Annotated in this window: 17 protein-coding genes; 8 read left to right on the forward strand and 9 right to left on the reverse strand. The window is 71.3% G+C overall.

The features are described from left to right. Nucleotides 1-11: 11 nt before the first annotated feature. Nucleotides 12-515 carry a hypothetical protein gene (locus FHS44_RS28590; RefSeq protein ID WP_184720182.1) on the reverse strand — a complete coding sequence of 168 codons (504 nt, stop codon included), beginning with the start codon at nucleotides 513-515 and terminating at the stop codon, nucleotides 12-14. A 221-nt stretch (nucleotides 516-736) separates the two neighbouring features. On the opposite strand from FHS44_RS28590, the gene FHS44_RS28595 reads away from it, so the two are divergent. The 5 genes from FHS44_RS28595 to FHS44_RS28615 all read left to right on the forward strand — a co-directional run bounded on the left by FHS44_RS28595 (nucleotide 737) and on the right by FHS44_RS28615 (nucleotide 4,351). After that, entirely contained in the window at nucleotides 737-1,444 is a 708-nt protein-coding gene (locus FHS44_RS28595; protein WP_184720183.1) for a hypothetical protein, read from the forward strand. 116 nt (nucleotides 1,445-1,560) lie between these two features. Further along, on the forward strand, nucleotides 1,561-1,854 hold the full coding sequence (locus tag FHS44_RS28600) for a prefoldin domain-containing protein (protein WP_184720184.1): 294 nt from the start codon (nucleotides 1,561-1,563) through the stop codon (nucleotides 1,852-1,854). Next, nucleotides 1,851-2,921 carry a transglycosylase SLT domain-containing protein gene (locus FHS44_RS28605; RefSeq protein WP_221461406.1) on the forward strand — a complete coding sequence of 357 codons (1,071 nt, stop codon included), beginning with the start codon at nucleotides 1,851-1,853 and terminating at the stop codon, nucleotides 2,919-2,921. Before FHS44_RS28600 ends, FHS44_RS28605 begins: the two co-directional genes overlap by 4 nt. Nucleotides 2,922-2,941: 20 nt before the next feature. Further along, nucleotides 2,942-3,583 carry an MBL fold metallo-hydrolase gene (locus FHS44_RS28610; protein WP_184720186.1) on the forward strand — a complete coding sequence of 214 codons (642 nt, stop codon included), beginning with the start codon at nucleotides 2,942-2,944 and terminating at the stop codon, nucleotides 3,581-3,583. A 60-nt stretch (nucleotides 3,584-3,643) separates the two neighbouring features. Next, nucleotides 3,644-4,351: an RraA family protein gene (locus FHS44_RS28615; RefSeq protein ID WP_184720188.1), complete on the forward strand. Its 708-nt coding sequence runs from the start codon at nucleotides 3,644-3,646 to the stop codon at nucleotides 4,349-4,351. A 5-nt stretch (nucleotides 4,352-4,356) separates the two neighbouring features. Here FHS44_RS28615 and mnmA read toward each other — a convergent pair whose 3' ends face one another. Both mnmA and FHS44_RS28625 read right to left on the reverse strand, forming a co-directional pair. Continuing rightward, nucleotides 4,357-5,427 carry a tRNA 2-thiouridine(34) synthase MnmA gene (gene mnmA, locus FHS44_RS28620; protein WP_184720190.1) on the reverse strand — a complete coding sequence of 357 codons (1,071 nt, stop codon included), beginning with the start codon at nucleotides 5,425-5,427 and terminating at the stop codon, nucleotides 4,357-4,359. Nucleotides 5,428-5,464: 37 nt separating this feature from the next. Continuing rightward, nucleotides 5,465-6,628 (reverse strand): cysteine desulfurase family protein, encoded by a 1,164-nt coding sequence (locus FHS44_RS28625; RefSeq protein ID WP_312863846.1) that lies wholly within the window; start codon nucleotides 6,626-6,628, stop codon nucleotides 5,465-5,467. A gap of 112 nt (nucleotides 6,629-6,740) precedes the next feature. Here FHS44_RS28625 and FHS44_RS28630 point away from each other — a divergent pair, with 112 nt between their 5' ends. The 3 genes from FHS44_RS28630 (at nucleotide 6,741) to FHS44_RS28640 (ending at nucleotide 9,197) form a co-directional block, all read left to right on the forward strand. Continuing rightward, nucleotides 6,741-7,247 (forward strand): TetR/AcrR family transcriptional regulator, encoded by a 507-nt coding sequence (locus tag FHS44_RS28630; protein WP_184720195.1) that lies wholly within the window; start codon nucleotides 6,741-6,743, stop codon nucleotides 7,245-7,247. A gap of 131 nt (nucleotides 7,248-7,378) precedes the next feature. After that, complete coding sequence (locus tag FHS44_RS28635) at nucleotides 7,379-8,569, forward strand: MFS transporter (RefSeq protein ID WP_184720197.1); 1,191 nt, start codon at nucleotides 7,379-7,381, stop codon at nucleotides 8,567-8,569. Between the two features lie 190 nt (nucleotides 8,570-8,759). Further along, nucleotides 8,760-9,197 carry a BP74-related protein gene (locus FHS44_RS28640; protein ID WP_184720199.1) on the forward strand — a complete coding sequence of 146 codons (438 nt, stop codon included), beginning with the start codon at nucleotides 8,760-8,762 and terminating at the stop codon, nucleotides 9,195-9,197. Between the two features lie 87 nt (nucleotides 9,198-9,284). Here FHS44_RS28640 and FHS44_RS28645 read toward each other — a convergent pair whose 3' ends face one another. From FHS44_RS28645 to FHS44_RS28670, 6 genes are all read right to left on the reverse strand, one after another. After that, complete coding sequence (locus FHS44_RS28645; protein ID WP_184720201.1) at nucleotides 9,285-10,238, reverse strand: electron transfer flavoprotein subunit alpha/FixB family protein; 954 nt, start codon at nucleotides 10,236-10,238, stop codon at nucleotides 9,285-9,287. 18 nt (nucleotides 10,239-10,256) lie between these two features. Next, nucleotides 10,257-11,036, reverse strand: coding sequence for an electron transfer flavoprotein subunit beta/FixA family protein (locus FHS44_RS28650; protein ID WP_184720203.1), 780 nt, complete (start codon nucleotides 11,034-11,036; stop codon nucleotides 10,257-10,259). Between the two features lie 309 nt (nucleotides 11,037-11,345). Further along, nucleotides 11,346-12,641, reverse strand: coding sequence for a serine/threonine-protein kinase (locus FHS44_RS28655; protein WP_184720205.1), 1,296 nt, complete (start codon nucleotides 12,639-12,641; stop codon nucleotides 11,346-11,348). Between the two features lie 61 nt (nucleotides 12,642-12,702). After that, a complete protein-coding gene (locus FHS44_RS28660; RefSeq protein ID WP_184720207.1) occupies nucleotides 12,703-14,751 on the reverse strand; it encodes a serine/threonine-protein kinase in 2,049 nt (682 codons plus the stop codon). After that, the gene (locus tag FHS44_RS28665; protein WP_184720209.1) at nucleotides 14,748-16,907 is read right to left on the reverse strand and encodes a serine/threonine-protein kinase; all 2,160 of its coding nucleotides are present in this window, start codon (nucleotides 16,905-16,907) and stop codon (nucleotides 14,748-14,750) included. The genes FHS44_RS28660 and FHS44_RS28665 overlap by 4 nt, the downstream gene beginning before the upstream one ends. Before the next feature lie 131 nt (nucleotides 16,908-17,038). Continuing rightward, a complete protein-coding gene (locus FHS44_RS28670) occupies nucleotides 17,039-17,557 on the reverse strand; it encodes a YbaK/EbsC family protein (protein WP_184720211.1) in 519 nt (172 codons plus the stop codon). Nucleotides 17,558-17,580 lie beyond the last annotated feature (23 nt).

Genomic DNA, 17,580 nt, shown 5'->3' on the forward strand with positions numbered 1-17,580 from the left:
TCCAGAAAGCATTAATGCGGGGCGATCACGGCTTTGAGGGCGACAATGGCCAGGCCGAGAACGAGGTTGACGACCCCGGAGAAGATGACGACGCCCGTCGAGGAGTGGGCCTTGACCGTGGCGGTGACGGCCCAGGTGACCTGACCCGCGACCGCGACGCCCAGCGCCACCCAGGCCGTGACCACGTCCGAGGCACCAAGCCCCGAGGCGAAGGCGGCGGCCATGGCAGGGGGGATCGAGGCCTGCGCGAGCGGCCACTCGTCCTTGGCCGCCGAACGCAGGTTCGCCCAGGTGAGCGGCCTGCCGGGATAGCCCCTGCTGATGATCTCGGCGTAGACGTGGGCGATCCAGAACACCACACCGGTGCTGATCAGCAGCGTCACCAGCTCGGCCGCCGGTGGTGGGCCGCCCTGCGCGGTCGCCCCGGCGATCACGGAGGCCGCCAGCAACGAGCCGTAGACGGCACCCGCGAACTCCACCCGTTCCGCTGCCGCACCCGTATCACGCCGGTTCATACGACCAGTGTCCTTCCGCGCCGTACGGCAGGCCGATCGACATGCGCATGAAATTCGAGGCCTTTGTCACAAAGGTCGGGGAACAGGCGATTTATTTACAGACTTTTTCGTTTTCGTTGCCGCCAAAAGCGGGCTTGAACCGGTGGTCACCAAGAAGATCATTTGGTGCACGTCAACGAGCACCAAGGAACCATCGAGAATAACGCGAGGAAAACGAATTCATGAATCTCAAGCGCCTCATGTTCACCGCCGTTGTCGCCGCCACCTCCCTCATGGGCACCCTCCCGGCATCGGCCGCCCAGGCGGACGCGGACCCCGTGCTGACGGCGACACCGTCGGTCGTCTCCCCCACCACCGGTGGTGACGTCGCCTTCGTCGTCGAAGGCTGGTCCTTCCCCGCTCTGATCAAGGTGGCCGTCAACAGCACGTCGCTGAACGCCTCGTGCAGCGACACCAACCTCAGGCGGATCATCCTGCGGACCGACCGCAACGGCTACTTCAACCTCGTCGGGGCGGCCCGTGGCTGCGTCAGCGGCGTCTACCGGATCGAGGCCACCGAGATCCAGCCGCCCTACCGCACCTTCTCCACCAGGGTGACCATCGGCCAGTCGCAGCCCGACAACGGTTTCCGCTCGATCAGGGCCACCCCGGCCGTCGCCGACGCCGACGGCAACATCGCCTTCGTCATCACCGGCCACTCCTTCGCCGAGAACGGCTTCGTCCGGTTCACCAGCAACAGCCTCAACGAGGCCTGCCAGGCGACCAGCCTCGGAGGAAACTCCCGGGTCAGGGCGGACCGCAACGGCCGCTTCGTGCTGCCCGTCCTGGGCAGGGCGTGCATCCCCGGCATCTACCAGCTTGAGGCGACCGAGCTGGTCACGCCGTACCGGACCTACACCACCACGGTCTCCGTCACCGCGGCCAGGTAACAGCACGACGAGATGGGTCGGGCGGTTCTCACCCGGTGCCGGTGGGGCCGCCCTTCCCCTTGTGGGCGATCTGCCCCTTATGATCGGTTCGCCGGTCTTGCTAAGGGGGCGCTGGAGTGGCGGGGATCGACTACAACTACGACGCGCTTGAGCAGTGCCGTACGACCGTCAAGAAACTGGTCGGGCGGTTCGGGGACCTGGGAGATCCGTATCCCGCGAAGGGCACGGACTCGACGATGTTCGGCAGGCTCACCGACGCGTCCAACCTGGCCACGGCCCTCGACGGGATCGAGAAGACGATCGACGAGGAGCTGGCGAACGTCACCGGCAAGCTCAAGGACGTCGAGCACGCCCTGAACGACATCGAGGACAACGTCCGTACCGCCAACCGCGCGGGCGGGGCGGGATGACCGAGGCCGTCTCGGCGCTCCCCGGCGGGAGCGCGCTCTCCGATCTCATGAACAAGGTAGACGCCGACGCCGACGCCGTCAGCGCGGTCGCCACCCGCTGGCGTGGTACGGCGGGCAAACTCATCGAGTACGCCGGGCAGCTCGGCGGCGCCGTCACCACCGTTGACGCCGCCTGGCAGGGCGAGTCCGCCGACGCCTTCGACACCTACATGCGCAAGTACGGCCGCGCCGCCGACGGCCTGCACGACGCCCTCGCCAACTGCGCCAACACCCTCGACGCGGCGGCCAGGGTGCTCAGAAGCTCGGAGGCGAAGGTCCGCGCCATCTGCTCGACCCTCCTCGACGACGTCGCCTCCTACCGGGGGGCCAACCCGAAGGCCGAGGAGAAGGATCTCCAGCCGCACATCACCTCGCTGGTCAACACCGCAGTCGCCGGAGCCCGCCCGCACGTCGAGGCCGCCGACAAGGCCGTCACCCAGGCGCTCACCGACGTGAAGAAGCACATGGCCGAGCGGAAGATCTCCTTCGCCGACATCCCGGCCCCCGGCGACCAGTCGTTCGTCCCGGGGCCCGGCCGTACTGTCGTGTGGGAGAGGACCGTCGGCTACCGCCCGCACCTCGACCCGAAAACCGAGCAGGGGGTGTCATCCTCCCCCGGGGGCTACGGCCCGAGCGGCGCTCCCCCGCCCGGTGGTGGCCCGGCGCCGTCCGGGAAGCTCAAGGAGTGGATCGACCAGGCGCTGGAGATCCTCAGGGCCCACGGGTACCCGCCGGAGAAGATGAACCCCGCCGACATCAACATGATCATCATGCACGAGTCGGGCGGCAACCCGCACGCGATCAACCTCTGGGACTCCAACGCCGCCGCGGGCATCCCGTCCAAGGGGCTGATGCAGACCATCGACCCGACCTTCAACAGCTACAAGCTGGCCGGGCACGGCGACATCTACAACCCGGTGGACAACATCATCGCCGGGGTCCGCTACGCGATCAGCCGCTACGGCTCGGTCTCGAACGTCCCCGGCGTCGTCGGCAGCAAGACGGGCTCCGGCTACGTCGGCTACTGAGCGAGTCCTAGGCTGGGACGATGGAGCTGACGAAGTTCACGCACGCGTGTGTCCGCCTTGAGAAGGACGGCTCGGCCCTGGTGATCGACCCCGGGGCCTTCAGCGAGGCGTCCGCCCTCCAGGGGGCCCGCGCCGTGCTCATCACCCACGAGCACTTCGACCACGTGGAGGCCGAACGGCTGCGCAGGGCGGCCGAGGCCGAGCCGTCCCTGGAGATCTGGACCAACGAGGCCGTCGCCGCCACCCTGACCGACGTCCCGGCCAAGATCCATGCCGTACGGCACGGCGACACCTTCGAGACGGCGGGCTTCGCCGTACGGGTCGTCGGGGAGTGGCACGCCGTCAACCACCCGGACGTACCGGTGGTGAGCAACGTCGGATTCCTGGTGGACGAGGAGGTCTTCTACCCCGGCGACGCGTTCACCCCGCCCGGGACCGAGGTCCCCACCCTGCTCGTGCCGACCAACGCGCCGTGGATGAAACTCGCCGAGATGGTCGACTACCTCCGCGAGGTCCGTCCGGCCAGGGCCTACTCCACCCACGACGGCCTGCTCAACGACCTCGGACTCGGCCTGGTCGACAGGTGGCTGGAGACGGAGGCCGACAGGCAGGGCGCGGAGATCCGCCGCCTCGCGCCGGGCGAGTCCGTCACCCTGTCCTAGCCGGGGGTCCGGCCCTACCGTGGGAGGCGACGCGATCTCCCGAGCGAGAGGAAGGGCGGCATGGACCCCAAGGAGCTACGGCGGCGGTTCGAGACGCTGACCACCGCGCATCTGACGGACGGCTGCCTGCGCGCCGGGGTCCCGGTGCGCTGCGCCCCTGCGGGCACGCGGGCCGTGGTGCCCGGCGGCCGTCTGGCCGGACGGGTCCGCCCGGCCAGGCACGCGGGCAGCGTCGACGTCTTCCTTGAGGCGTGCGAGCTGTCCGCGCCCGGTGACGTGCTGGTCGCCGACAACGGCGGACGGCTCGACGAGAGCTGCATCGGCGACCTCGTGGTCCTCGAAGCCCGCTCAGCCGGGCTCGAAGGGGTCGTGATCTGGGGGCTGCACCGCGACACGGCCGACATCCGGGCGATCGGGCTGCCGGTCTTCAGCCTGGGGTCGGTCCCGACCGGTCCCCTGCGCCTGGACGAGCGTCCCGAGGGAGCGCTGGAGTTCGCCGTCGTCGGGGAGTGGACGGTCGGCCCCGGCGACCTGGTCCTCGGCGACGACGACGGTGTGATCTTCGTCCCCGCGGACCGCGCCGACGAGCTGTTCACGCTCGCCGAGGCGATCCGCGACGTCGAACGACGCCAGGCCGAACGCATCCGCGAGGGCGTCTCGCTGCGCGAGCAGGTGGCCTTCGGCGCCTATCTCGCCGCCCGCGCCGAGGACCCCTCCCTGACCTTCCGCGCCCACCTGCGCATGGTCGGCGGAGCCATCGAGGAATGACGGGCTCAGGCCGCCCTGGCGATCGTGGCGGACCCGATCACGGTGTCCTCCAGGTAGAACACGGCGGCCTGCCCCGCGGCCACCCCGGTCGCCGGGCTGTCGAGCGCCACGTGGACCTGCTCACCGGACACCTGGACGCGGCAGCCGTACACCTCGCCGTGGGCGCGAAGCTGGACCATACAGGCCAGCGGCTCGTACGGCGCGGCGACCGGGCCGTTCCACACCGGGCGCACGGCCTCGACCGTGGTGACCTCAAGGGCCGAGCGCGGCCCGACCGTGACCGTGTTGGAGACCGGCTCGATGGACAGCACGTAGCGCGGGCGGCCGTCCGGGGCGGGACGGTCGATGTGCAGGCCCTTGCGCTGGCCGACTGTGAAGCCGTAGGCGCCCTCGTGGCTGCCGACCACCTCGCCGGAGGCGTCCACGATCGGCCCGGGGGCCGTGCCGAGACGCCTTTCGAGGAAGCCCCGGGTGTCGCCGTCGGCGATGAAGCAGATGTCGTGGCTGTCGGGCTTGTCGGCCACCATGAGCCCGCGCCTGGCCGCCTCCTGGCGCACCTGCGCCTTCGTCGAGTCGCCGAGCGGGAACATGGCGTGGCCGAGCTGCTCCCTGGTGAGCACGCCGAGCACGTAGGACTGGTCCTTGCCCTCGTCGGGGCTGCGGCTGAGCACGCCGTCAACCAGCCGGGCGTGGTGGCCGGTGGCCACGGCGTCGAAGCCGAGCGCGAGGGCCCGGTCAAGGACCGCCTCGAACTTGATCTTCTCGTTGCAGCGCAGGCACGGGTTGGGCGTACGGCCCGCGGCGTACTCGCTGACGAAGTCCTCGACCACGTCCCGTTGGAACCGTTCGGCCATGTCCCAGATGTAGAAGGGGATGCCGATCACGTCGGCGGCCCTGCGGGCGTCCCTGGAGTCCTCGATCGTGCAGCACCCTCTGGCGCCGGTGCGATGCGACTGCGGGTTCGCGGACAGGGCGAGATGGACGCCGGTGACGTCGTGACCGGCCTCTGCGGCGCGGGCGGCGGCCACCGCTGAGTCGACGCCGCCGGACATGGCGGCAAGCACGCGAAGTCTCATAACACCCTTGAGCGTACCCGCGTGAGAGCCCTCTCCGTCAGGTCAGGCCCGCCCTGCGGGCGCGTTCGACGACGCCCGCGATGACACCGGTGACCCGGTCCACGTCGGACGGCGTCGAGGTGTGCCCGAGGGTGAAGCGCAGCGAGCCCCGCGCCCTGACGGCGTCGGCCCCCATGGCGAGCAGGACGTGGGAGGGCTGGGCCACACCGGCGGAGCAGGCAGAGCCCGTCGAGCACTCGACCCCCTTGGCGTCCAGGAGCATGAGCAGCGCGTCGCCCTCGCAGCCAGGGAAGGAGAAGTGCGCGTTTCCCGGCAGCCGGTTGACCGGGTCACCGTTGAGGATCACGTCCGGTACGGCCTGGCGGATCCTGGTGACCAGGTCGTCACGGAGCGCGGTCAGCCGTACGGCGGTCTCGGCCTGGCGGGCGACCGCGATCCGCACCGCGGCGGCCATGCCTGCCACCGAGGGGGCGTCGAGGGTGCCCGAGCGCACGTCGCGCTCCTGGCCGCCGCCGTGCAGCACGGGGACCGGGTCGATCCCCCTGGCCAGCAGCAGCGCGCCGGTGCCCATCGGGCCGCCGACCTTGTGCCCGGAGAGGGTGAGGGCGTCGACCCCGGCGTCGGCGAAGACCACCGGGAGCTGTCCGACGGCCTGGACGGCGTCGGTGTGGAAGGGGATGCCGTGGTCGCGGGCGATCGCGGCGAGCACCCTGACCGGCTGCACGGTGCCGACCTCGTTGTTGGCCCACATGACGCTGACCAGGGCGACACTGCCGGGGTCGCGCTCGATGGCGGCGCGCAGGGTCTGCGGGTGCACCCGGCCGTACTCGTCGACTTCGAGCGGTTCGACGACGGCGCCCTGGTGGTCGCCGAGCCAGTGGGCGGGGTCGAGTGTGGCGTGGTGCTCGACGGCGCTGATCAGGATGCGGTTGGCGCCCTTCGCCCTGCGTGACCAGTAGAGGCCCTTGACGGCGAGGTTGTCGGCCTCGGTGCCGCCCGAGGTGAACACGACCTCGCTCGGCCGGGCGCCGAGCGCCTCGGCGATGCTCTCGCGCGCCTCCTCGACGACCTGGCGCGTACGGCGGCCCGCGGTGTGCAGCGACGACGCGTTGCCGACCCGGCCCAGTTGAGCCGTCATCGCCTCGACCGCCTCGGGAAGCATCGGCGTGGTCGCCGCGTGATCGAGATAGGCGGACTCCACTGCCGCACTTCCCTTCCCCAGATCGCCTGTGCCCTCCAAGGGTAACCATGCCCGGAGGGAACCCCATCCCCCGGTTTGACCACTGTACCGTCCGGACGGTACAGTCCTTGGCATGAGGCGGGAGGAGCTACTGGACGCGGCAGAGGATCTGCTGTGCGACCAGGGCTCCCAGGCGCTCACCCTGGCGGCCGTCGCCGAGCGCGCGGGCTGCAGCAAGGGCGGGTTGCTCTACCATTTCGCCACCAAGGAAGCCCTGATCAGAGGCATGGTCGAGCGGCTGATCGAAGACTTCGACCAGCTCGTCGCCGCCCAGGGGCACGACACCTACACAAAGAACTATCTGGACGCCACCTTCGCCGCCGTGCGAAGCGGAAGGCTGCGGCGCTGGGCCGTGGTCACCGGCGCCTCGGGCAACCCCTATCTCCTCGCCCCCCTGCGTGAGGCGATGGCCCGCTGGCACCGTGAGGGGCTCGAAACCGAGCCCGACCCGGCGGCCGCCCAGATCGTGCGTCTCGCCTGCGAGGGCGTGTGGGACGTGGCCAGCCACGACCCCACCCTCTACGACGACGAGCGCTACACCGAGCTGAAGCGGCGCCTGCTGGCCCTGCTGCCCGCGTAACGCGCGGCCCGGAACCCCCGGAAACCCCCGGAAACCCCGAAAACACTGGCGGTCGCTTCCGCGTGCGGAAGCGACCGACTCGTGTGTCCCCACCTGACAACCGTTGAAACCTCCTTTGAAGGGATCCCGTGATGACCCGCGACCTGAGGACAGCCCGAACCGGGGCGGTTCTCACCTTCGTACTGGCCGGCCTGCTCTGCGGGTCGATGACCGTGCGTATCCCGGCGCTGTCCGACAAACTCGGCCTGTCCGAGGCGTCGATCGGCGTCACGCTCCTCGTGTGGGGGCTGGGAGCGCTGGTCACCATGCAGTCGATGCGCGGGGTGATGGCACGGCTTGGCAGCCGGAGCGTCCTGCGGGTCGGCGCTCCCCTGTGCGCGGTAACTCTTGCCCTGCTGGCGCTGGCTCCGACCTATCCGCTGCTGCTGGGCGCCGCGGCGCTGTTCGGCATGGCGTTCGGCGCTGTCGACGTCGCCATGAACGCGCAGGGTTCGACGGTCGAACGCGCCTACGGCAGGCCGCTGATGAACGGCATGCACGCGGGCTGGTGCGTCGGCGCGATCTCCGCGGGCCTCTTCGGCACCGTGGCCATCGCGGCGGGCCTGTCGTTCACGACCCACCTGATCATGGTGGCGCTCGTCTCGCTCCCCGTGCTGGTCTTCGTCAGCCGCTCCTACCTGCCCGACCCCGTCCTGTCGGAGAAGGCCGCCGCCGCGGGCCGCAGAAGGATGCCGCCGGTGGTCTACCTGCTCGGTGTGATCGCCTTCTGCGCGTTCATGGTCGAGGGCACGATCGCCGACTGGAACGGCCTGTACCTGCGTGACACCCTGGGCGCCGCGGAGGCCGTCGCCGCGCTGGGCTACCCGGTCTTCGAGGCGGGCATGCTTCTCGGCAGGCTCACCGGCGACCGGGTCAGGGCCCGCTTCGGCGCCCGGGGCATGCTCGTCACCGCCGGTCTGTCCACCGCGGCCACCTTCGCCGTGGTGCTGAGCGCGCCGACCGCCCTGGTCGCCGTCGGCGCCATGCTCCTGGTCGGCGTCGCGGTCGCCACGGTCTCCCCGATGGCCCTGTCCCTGGCGGGTGGCGCGACGGCCAACCCCGGCCCGGCCATCGCCCAGACCGGCGCGATGGGCTACGCCGGGCTGCTGCTCGGCCCGGTGATCATCGGGTTCGTCTCGCACGCGACCACGCTCAGGACCGCGCTCGGCCTCGCCGTCGTCCTGGGGGTGCTGATCGCGCTGGCCGCCCGGTTCCTGCCCCGCCCGGCCACGCCCTCCGCCCAGGAGGAAACACGCGAGCGCGAGCTGTCCATGGCCGCCTGACGGATTCCGGCCCTCCGCATCCCGGAGGGCCAAAATCCGTATATGTCTGACGTGCGAACAACGTCGGAACAGAGGATCAAAGAGGGAAATCCCCTGTACGTCTCGTTGATCGTTGATCTACAGTTCTGACTGGTAGTGCACTGCCTGTCAAGTACGTCGTCAACACGAACCGTCAGAACAGGAGACACCCGTGCGACCAGTTCTTCCCGTGGTCACCGCCCTCGTCGCGGCCGCGACGCTCGCCCTGTCCGGCACCGCGGCCCAGGCCCAGCAGGCCACCACGGACTCCGTTGCCTACTTCGAGTTCACCGACGCGACCGACACGTTCGTCTTCAAGCTCACCGACGCCACCAAGATCCAGCACGCCAGGGACCTGGTGAACGGCGTGACCACCGACAACCCCAGCGTCATCGGCAAGATCGTCACGGGGACCGAGTCCTACAACCCGGCCTGGAGTTACCACTACGACCCCGACACGGTCGGCTTCTTCGAGGTCGCGACCGAGGTGTGCGACGCCTCGATCGGCTACGTCGAGGAGCACCTGTCCGAGGTGGGCGGCGCGTTCCTGCCCGGCAACACCTGGTGCCCCTGGAGCTCACAGCTCGTGCGCGAGGTCCCGGCCCCCTAAGAAGGCTCCAGGCCGTCGGGGGACGCCTGGGAACTCCATCTGAAAAGGGAAACGGCGTCGCACCCGGGTGCGACGCCGCTCCTTGCCCTACTTGCGCTTGCTGATCTCGTCGGTCAGCTGCGGGACGACCTGGTGCAGGTCGCCCACGACACCGAAGTCGGCGAGTTCGAAGATCGGCGCCTCGGGGTCCTTGTTGACGGCGACGATCGTCTTGGCCGTCTGCATCCCGGCCCGGTGCTGGATGGCGCCGGAGATGCCCGCGGCGATGTAGAGCTGCGGGGAGACGGTCTTGCCGGTCTGGCCGACCTGGAACTGGTGCGGGTACCACCCCGCGTCGGTCGCGGCGCGGGAGGCGCCGACTGCGGCGCCGAGCGAGTCGGCGAGCCTCTCGATGACCGCGAAGTTCTCCGCGGAGCCCACGCCACGGCCACCGGAGACCACGATCGCGGCCTCGGTCAGCTCAGGACGGGCGCCCTTCTCCTCCTTGACCCGCTCCACGACCCTGGCGGCCCTGGCGGCGTCGGAGACCGTGACGGAGACCCGCTCCTCGGTGCCCGCGCCCGCCGCGGCCTCGACCGGGGTGGCGTTGGGGCGGACCGCGATGATCGGAGTGCCCTTCGTGACGCGCGAGTGGACGTTGACGCCGCCACCGAAGATCGACTGGTCGGCGACAAGGCCGTCCCCGACACCGACCGCGTCGGTCAGCACACCGGAGTCGATCTTGATCGCCAGGCGGCCCGCGATCTCCTTGGCCTCGGCCGTCGCGGCGACGAGCACCGCGGCCGGGGACTTCTCGGAGACGAGCTGGGCGAGCAGCTCGGCCTTGGGGGCGACGACGTAGTCGCTGATGTCGGCGGAGTCGGCGACGTAGACCTTCTCGGCGCCGTGCTCGGCCAGCTTCGCCTGGGCCTCGGCGGAGTAGCCGGGGCCCGCCCAGACCGCCGACGGCGTGCCCAGCGTGCGGGCGAGCGTCAGCAGTTCGAGCGTGACCTTCTTGACCTGACCTTCGACGTGCTCGACCAGAACGAGAATCTCAGACATATCAAGCAACCCCCGTTCTCAGACGAACTTCTTCGACGCGAGGAAGTCGGCGGCCTTCACACCGCCGTCACCCTCGTCCTTGACGACCGTGCCCGCGGCACGCGGCGGGGCGACGGCGAAGTCGGCCACCTCGCTCCAGGAGCCCGCGAGGCCGACCTGGGCGGCGTCGATCTCGGCGTCGGCGACACCGAGCTTCTCGACCGGCTTCTTCTTGGCGGCCATGATGCCCTTGAAGGAGGGGTAGCGCGGCTCGTTGATCTTCTCGACGACGGAGACGACGGCGGGCAGCGAGGCCTCGACCCTGTCGTAGCCGTAGTCGGTGACGCGCTGGACGGTGATCGCCGACCCGTCCACCTCGACCTTGTTGGCGAAGGTGAGCTGCGGGACGCCGAGGCGCTCGGCCAGCATGGCGGCGAGCACTCCGGTGCGGGCGTCGGTCGACTCCGAGCCGAGCACGACCAGGTCGAAGCCGATCTTCCTGAGCGTCTGCGCCAGGGCGTAGGAGGTGCCCAGCGCGTCGGAGCCGTGCAGCGCGTCGTCGACCAGGTGCACCGCCTTGTCCGCGCCCATGGCCAGGGCCTTGCGGATGGTGTCGCTGGCCTTGTCGGGGCCCATCGTGAGGACGGTCACCTCACCCCCGTGTGCCTCCTTCAGGCGCAGCGCCTCCTCGACCGCGTACTCGCACAGCTCGTTGATGACGCCGTCGGCGGCGTCGCGGTCGATCGTCTTGTCATCGGACCGCAGCTTGCGCTCGGTCGCAGTGTCGGGGACTTGCTTCACGCAGACGACGATGTTCATGGCCGGTGGCCGACCTCCCGTGTTCGCGTGCGCCACCGCGTCGTTGCGGTTGGCGCCGAATGTTCCCTACGCGCACGCGGGGCACGTGCACGCGATGCCAAGACTGCCAGGTCCCCGTGGGCGGAACGGCAGCGGGTGGCACGGCCGGGAGATCCCGCCCCTGCCCTCCAGCACCATGTTACCGATCGGTAGCTTAGGAGCAACCTCCCAGGTCGTACGGCTGACGCCGACGGCCGCACCGGCCAACCGGTCACACACCCCCACCATACCGAACTATGTTCCGGAACTTGCGGCCGGGGGTCACGTCCCTCAGCTCGACACCAGGATGGCCACCAGAACGAACAGGACCGTGCCCAGCGCGAGCGCGAGGGTGAGGGTGCTGAAGAAGGTGCCCAGAACGGCCCAGAGTATGACGGCTCCCGCGCCACCCGCCAGATCGACGATCGCCCGGCCCCGGTCCTTGCGGGCGAGAAGGGCGATCCCCCCGTCCACGATCACCACCAGCCCGTAGGACACCAGCAGCAACAGCGACAGCTCGGGCAGCGGGGTCCGCGCCGTCGCCGCGGCCAGCGCGGTCAACAGCCCCGTGCCGACGACCCAGCGGCGGTGCACCACGACCCTGCGGCGCCGCAGCGCCTCCTCGGGAGAGAGCCTGTTCGACGGCGGACGCTGCCCGGGACGCCACTGCCGGGTGCTCAGCGCGTGCACCCCGGTCTCCACCGCGCCGCCACCCGAGGAACCCGAAGGACCCGAGGCCAGGCCCGGTACGGCAAAGGCCCGCCGGGGCCGTGGGAACACCTCGCCCACCTCGGGGGCCTCGATCCCGAGGCGTTCGAGCACCTGCGCCGCCGTGGGCCTGGCGGCCGGGTCGCGCCGCATGCACTCGCGCAGCACCGGTTCGAGCCAGCCGGGCACCCCCTCCAGGTCGGGTTCGTGGTGGACGACGCGGTAGCCGACCGCGGAGGCCGGGCCGGTGCCGTACGGGTGCCGTCCCGTGGCGGCGTGGGCGAGCGTGGTGCCGAAGGAGAACAGGTCGGCGGCGGGACCGCTCTGGCCGCCCTCGATGACCTCGGGGGCCAGGTATCCGGGGGTGCCGACCACCGTCCCCGAGGCCGTGACCGAGGCGGAGTCGAGGGCCGAGGCGATGCCGAAGTCGATCACCACGGGCTCGCCGTCGGCCATGATGACGTTGGCGGGCTTCAGGTCGCGGTGGACGACGTCGGCGGCATGGACGGCCGCCAGGGCCCGCGCCAGGCCGTGCGCGAGCCGTACGAGATCGTCACCCACGACCGCGCCCTCGGCGGCGATCAGCGCGCTGAGCGGGCGGCCCTGCACGTAGCGGGTGACCAGGTAGGGGCGGGTGCCCTCCATCGAGGCGTCGAGGACCTCGGCGACGTGCGGCCCCTGGACCCGCCGCATGGTCTCGACCTCGCGGGCGAGTCGGGACAGGGCCGTGGCGTCGGCCGCGACGTGCGGATGCAGGATCTTGACCGCGACCGTCCGCCCGTCGGGGTCGAGCGCCAGGTGGACCTCGCCGAAACCTCCGGCGCCGAGCGTGGACAGCAGGTGGTACGGGCCAAGGCGGTCACCCTCGGTCGCTCCCATGCGGCTCCTTCCGGCCAGTCTCCCTCATCGTGCCTCAGCCGGGCCGCTCCCGCACGGGGAGTCAGAAGGAGATGAACCCGAGGCCCAGGCTGTCCATCAGATCGTTGAACAGACCTCGGACGAGGTCGACCGCCCCCATCTGCCCGTTCTCCACCTGCTGCTGCCAGGCCCGCGTCACCTGTTTGACGACCTTCGACGGTTCTTCCCAGGGGACGAAGGACGGGACCAGCGTCAGCGCGCCCATCACGACGAAGAACGCGAGCGTGCCCAGGATGATCGTGGTCACCATCGCCGCCCCCGGGCTGCGGATCACCCCGGTCAGCGCGCGGGCGACCGCCTTGCGCGGCTTACCTCCGCCGGGGAGCACGAACAGCCCCGCCACGAACGCCCCCGCCGCGTAGGCCGCCGCGGGGTTGGGGCCCATGTGCCCGACGAACCTCAGGGCGCCCCAGACGCACATGCCGAACATCGCGGCCAGCGGGGCGGTGACCAGCGTCGCGAGGAACGCCTTGATCAACGCCCACGGGGTGCCGACCAGCGCGAGCAGCGGGTCGGCGGCGCTGTTGCCGCGCACGGAACGGCGCTCGGCCAGGTCACCGAAGAGGTACTCCCCCACCCGCAGGCAGAGCACGGCGACCAGGGCGAAGGCGCTCACCACCACGGGCAGCACGCAGGCGAGGCCGACCAGGATCGTCAGCAGCAGCGCCGCGGCCAGCGGGTGCCCCGTGCGGTAGCGGGGCCGCTGTTCCCTCGGCAGGGGCTGCGGCGCGGGCGGCGGGACGTACGGCCTGGGCTCCTGCTGGGGCGGGGCGAACGGCGCGCCCTGCCCCGTCGGCTGCGGCGCCGGGTATCCGGCGACCCGCTGGTCGGGGTAGGGCGGCGGCGCGACCCGCCGCTGCACGGACAGCGGGGCGGGAACGTACGGCGGAGGCGTCGCCGGGACGTACGGCGGCGGCGACCCGGCCGTGGAACGCCCGGCCTGGGGCTCGGAACGTTCCTCGCGCGGCCTGCGCTCGCGCCGCTCCGGCTTGGCGTACTCCACCGGGGGCAGCAGGTCGGAGTAGGTCCCGTCCTGCGGCAGCACCCGGGTGCCGTCCGTGGGCGGCGGGACCGGGGGCCGCTCCGGGGACTGCTCGGACAGCACGCGCGTCCCGGTGACCGGGGGCCGCGGCGTCGAGGGCGGAACCGTGGGCGGCGGCACGACCGGCGGCGGGCCGTCCAGGACGCGGGTGCCGTCGGCGCTGAGCACCCTGGTGCCGCCGTCGTTGGCCTTCGGCGGCGCGTCCTCGTGGAAGACGGTGAGCGTGGGGTCGAGGTCGCGGGCCATCCGCAGCAGCGCCTGCGCGCTCGGCCTGGCCTTCGGATCGACCGCGAGGGCCCGCCTGAGCCAGCCGCGCAGCCAGGCGGGGGCCAGGTCGATGTTGGCCCGGCCCTCCATGATGTTGAAGCAGACGACCTCGAAGCTGCCGGTGCCGAACGGCGGCTTGCCCGTCGCGCCGAAGAAGACCGTCGAGGCCAGCGCGTGCACGTCGGCGGCCTGGGTGATCTCGGAGTCCCTGATGATCTCCGGGGCGAGGTAGCCGGGCGTGCCGACGAACATGCCGGTCTGGGTCAGCCGGGTCGCGTTGACCAGGTGCGCGATGCCGAAGTCGATGACCAGCGGCTCCCCGTTGACCATCATCACGTTCGACGGCTTGAGGTCGCGGTGGACGACGTCGGCGGCGTGGATCGCCACCAGCGCCGCGCACAGGCCGCGGGCGAGCTTGATGATCTCCTGCGGGGCGAGCGGCCCCTCGGCCAGGACGATCTCCTCAAGCGTGCGGCCCGGCGCGAAACGGGTCACGATGTACGGCTGCGCGCCGGTCAGCTCGGCGTCGAGCACCTCGGCCACCTGCCCGCTGCGCACCCGCCGCATGGTCTCGACCTCGCGGGTGAGCCGGTCGCGGGCCTTGAGGTCGGCCGCGACGTGCGGGTGCAGGACTTTGACCGCCACCTCGCGGCCGTCCTCGTCGAGCCCGAGGTGGACGACACCCATGCCGCCCTCGCCGATCTGCCTGAGCAGCCGGTACGGCCCGAGCCGCTCCGGAGCCTGCGTCTCCCCCGTCGTCATCGTGTCGCCCTGTCCCGTAGATTGCGCAGTTCCCCCACCACCGTTCCGACGTCGAGGGGCGCCCAGTGCGCCCGCGACACCCCTCCCCTGAAGGTGCCGACCGCCAGCAGAAGCGCCAACACGGCGACCGCTCCCAGCACGAAGGTCACGGCGACGGCCGCTCCGCGTGAAGGCAGCAGTGATGCCAGCGTACGTCGCATCTGCCGTCTGGGGCCCTCCACTCCGGGACCGGCGCAGATCGTCCACAGCGCGACCGCGGCGCCCCAGCTGAGCGCGGCGGCCGGTGACAGGGTCCTGACCAGCACCGTGAGCAGCAGCGTCACGGGGAGGCCGAGGACGAGACCGTACGGTACGAGCGCGAGGGTGATGCCCGCCGACTTGGCCAGGGCCGCCGGTTGGCCGAGCACCCGCAGGACGTCGGCGGCCCCCTCCGACGCCTGCCTGCGGCCGTTGAGCGCGGGCTGGGCGATGTCGGCGGCGCGCAGCAGGACCACGGCCGGGATGACGACGACGGCGACCAGGACGGGTGCGATGACCGCGGCGGCCGTCACGGCCACCAGCAGCAGGGCGCCCGCGACGCCGTACACGGCGGAACTCCGCGGCGCGGGGCTGGGAGCGGCGGGCCGCCACTCCTGGCGCTCCTCCGGGTAGGGCTGCATCCGCGTCGCCTGGTAGGGCTGCTGCGGAGTGGCGGCGGTCTGCGGGGTGTGGTGGCGCCCCGGCTGGGGTGCCCGCTCGAAGGAGGCCTGGCCCTGGGGGTGCTGCCGCTGCATCTGGTTGCGCAGCTGCTCAAGCTCGTGGGGCCTGACCCGCTGGGTCGGGATGTCGCCGTCACCGCCCGGGGAGAGGCCTCCCGGCTGCTCGTGGAAAGCCTGCTGCGGCGCTGACTGGGCCGTGGCCTGGCGCAGTTCCTCGGGGGTCACCCTGCGGGTCGGCCAGGGGTCGCCACCCTGCTGCTGCTCGCCGAGCAGCGAGACGTAGTCGGGTGGCGGAGGGGCCGGGTTCGGCGTCGGGTTCGGCGGCCACGGCTTGGACGTGCCGGGACGCGAGGCGACCGGGGTCGGCACGTCACCGGGGTCGGTGCGCTCTCCCGTACGGCGCTCGCCGGGGCGGGGCCCCAGGCCCGTGGGCACGTAGGGGCCGGTCGGCGGCCCGGGGTCGATGACGGGGCCGGGGCGCGGACCGAGACCGGTCGGCACGTAGGCGCCCGTCGCCTGGCCGGGGTCGGTGGCCCGGGGAACACCCGGGGTGGCGCCCAGGCCCGTCGGCACATAAGGGCCGGTCGGCTGCCCGAGATCGGTGGAGCGGCCCTCGAAGCCGGTGACCGTGGGCACGTCGTCGGGCGGGCTCGGCCGTCCCGGGGACGACGCCATCAGCCGTTCGATCTGGGCTGCCAGCTCCGCGGCCCTGGGACGCCTGGCGGGGTCGCGCTGGAGCGCGGCGCGCAGCACGGGCCGCAGCGCCTCGGGGACCGCGTCCACGTTCGCCCGGCCCGCGGTGATGTTGTAGAAGATCATCTCCAGCGTGCCCTTGCCGAAGGGCGGCTGGCCGGTGGCCGCGAAGACCATCGTGCCCGCCCAGGCGTGCACGTCCACCTCGGGTCCGGCCTCGTGCCCCTCGATGATCTCGGGGGCGAGGTAGCCGGGCGTGCCGATGAACATGCCGGTCTGGGTCAGCCGGGTCGCGTCCACGGCCTGCGCGATGCCGAAGTCGATGAGGACGGGCCTGCCGTCCAGGATGAGCACGTTCCCGGGCTTGAGGTCGCGGTGGATCACCCCGACGGAGTGCACGGACGCCAGCGCGGACGCGACGCCGTAGGCGACCTTGAGCAGCGCGGGCAGGTCCATCGGACCTTCCTGCTTGACGTGGTCGTCCAGCGGCTGGCCGGGAACGTAGCGGGTCACGATGTAGGGGCGGTGCCCCGTCACGTCGGCGTCGAGGACCTCGGCGATGTGCTCGGTGCGCACCCGCCGCATGGTCTCGACCTCACGGGAGAGTCTGCGGCGCGCGACGTCGTCACCGGCGACCTCCGAGCGCAGGACCTTCACCGCCACCTGCCGCCCCTGGGGATCGACGGCCAGGTGCACAACGCCCATGCCGCCCTCACCGAGCCGCCGGAGCAGTCGGTACGGGCCCAGTCGGTCGTCCTGATTCATGGCATGAAAAACCATACCGGCTTAAACCCCACCCATGAGATGAACCATCAGGCCATATTCTCCGATGGGATAACGTGTGCCAGATCTCCACGGTTTCCCAAACCGGGGTAACACTCAATCTCTTTTCGGCGTCAGTTCGCCAGGTTGATCACCTGGGCGGTCTTCAGACCGGCCAGCAGGGAGCCGGGAACCGCCAGCTTCGACCGGCGCACACCGCTGCCGATCACCACCCCCGGATGGGCCGCGACGGCCTCGTCCACCAGCACCGGCCACTCCTCGGGCAGGCCGAGCGGAGTGATGCCGCCATACTCCATCCCGGTCAGCCCGACGGCGTCGTCCTGCGGGGCGAAGGAGATCTTCCTGGCGTCCAGGTGCCGCCTGACCACGCCGTTGACGTCGGCCCTGGTGGTGGCGAGCACCATGCACGCGGCGTAGCGGACCTCCCCGCCCCGCTTGGCGGCCACGATCACACAGTTGGCCGACTCGTCCATGCCGACGCCGTACCGCTCGCAGAAGGCCGCCGTGTCGGCGAGGCCGGGGTCGATCTCGGCGACCTCGGCGCCGAGCCCGGCGACCACCCGCGCGACCGGCTCGGCGAGCAGGTCGAGCCGCTCCTCCGCGGGCACCCAGTCAAGCGTTCCGATCCCCATGGCCCCTGTCCCCAATCACTCGC

This window comes from Streptosporangium saharense (assembly GCF_014203715.1).
Lineage (GTDB): Bacteria > Actinomycetota > Actinomycetes > Streptosporangiales > Streptosporangiaceae > Streptosporangium > Streptosporangium saharense.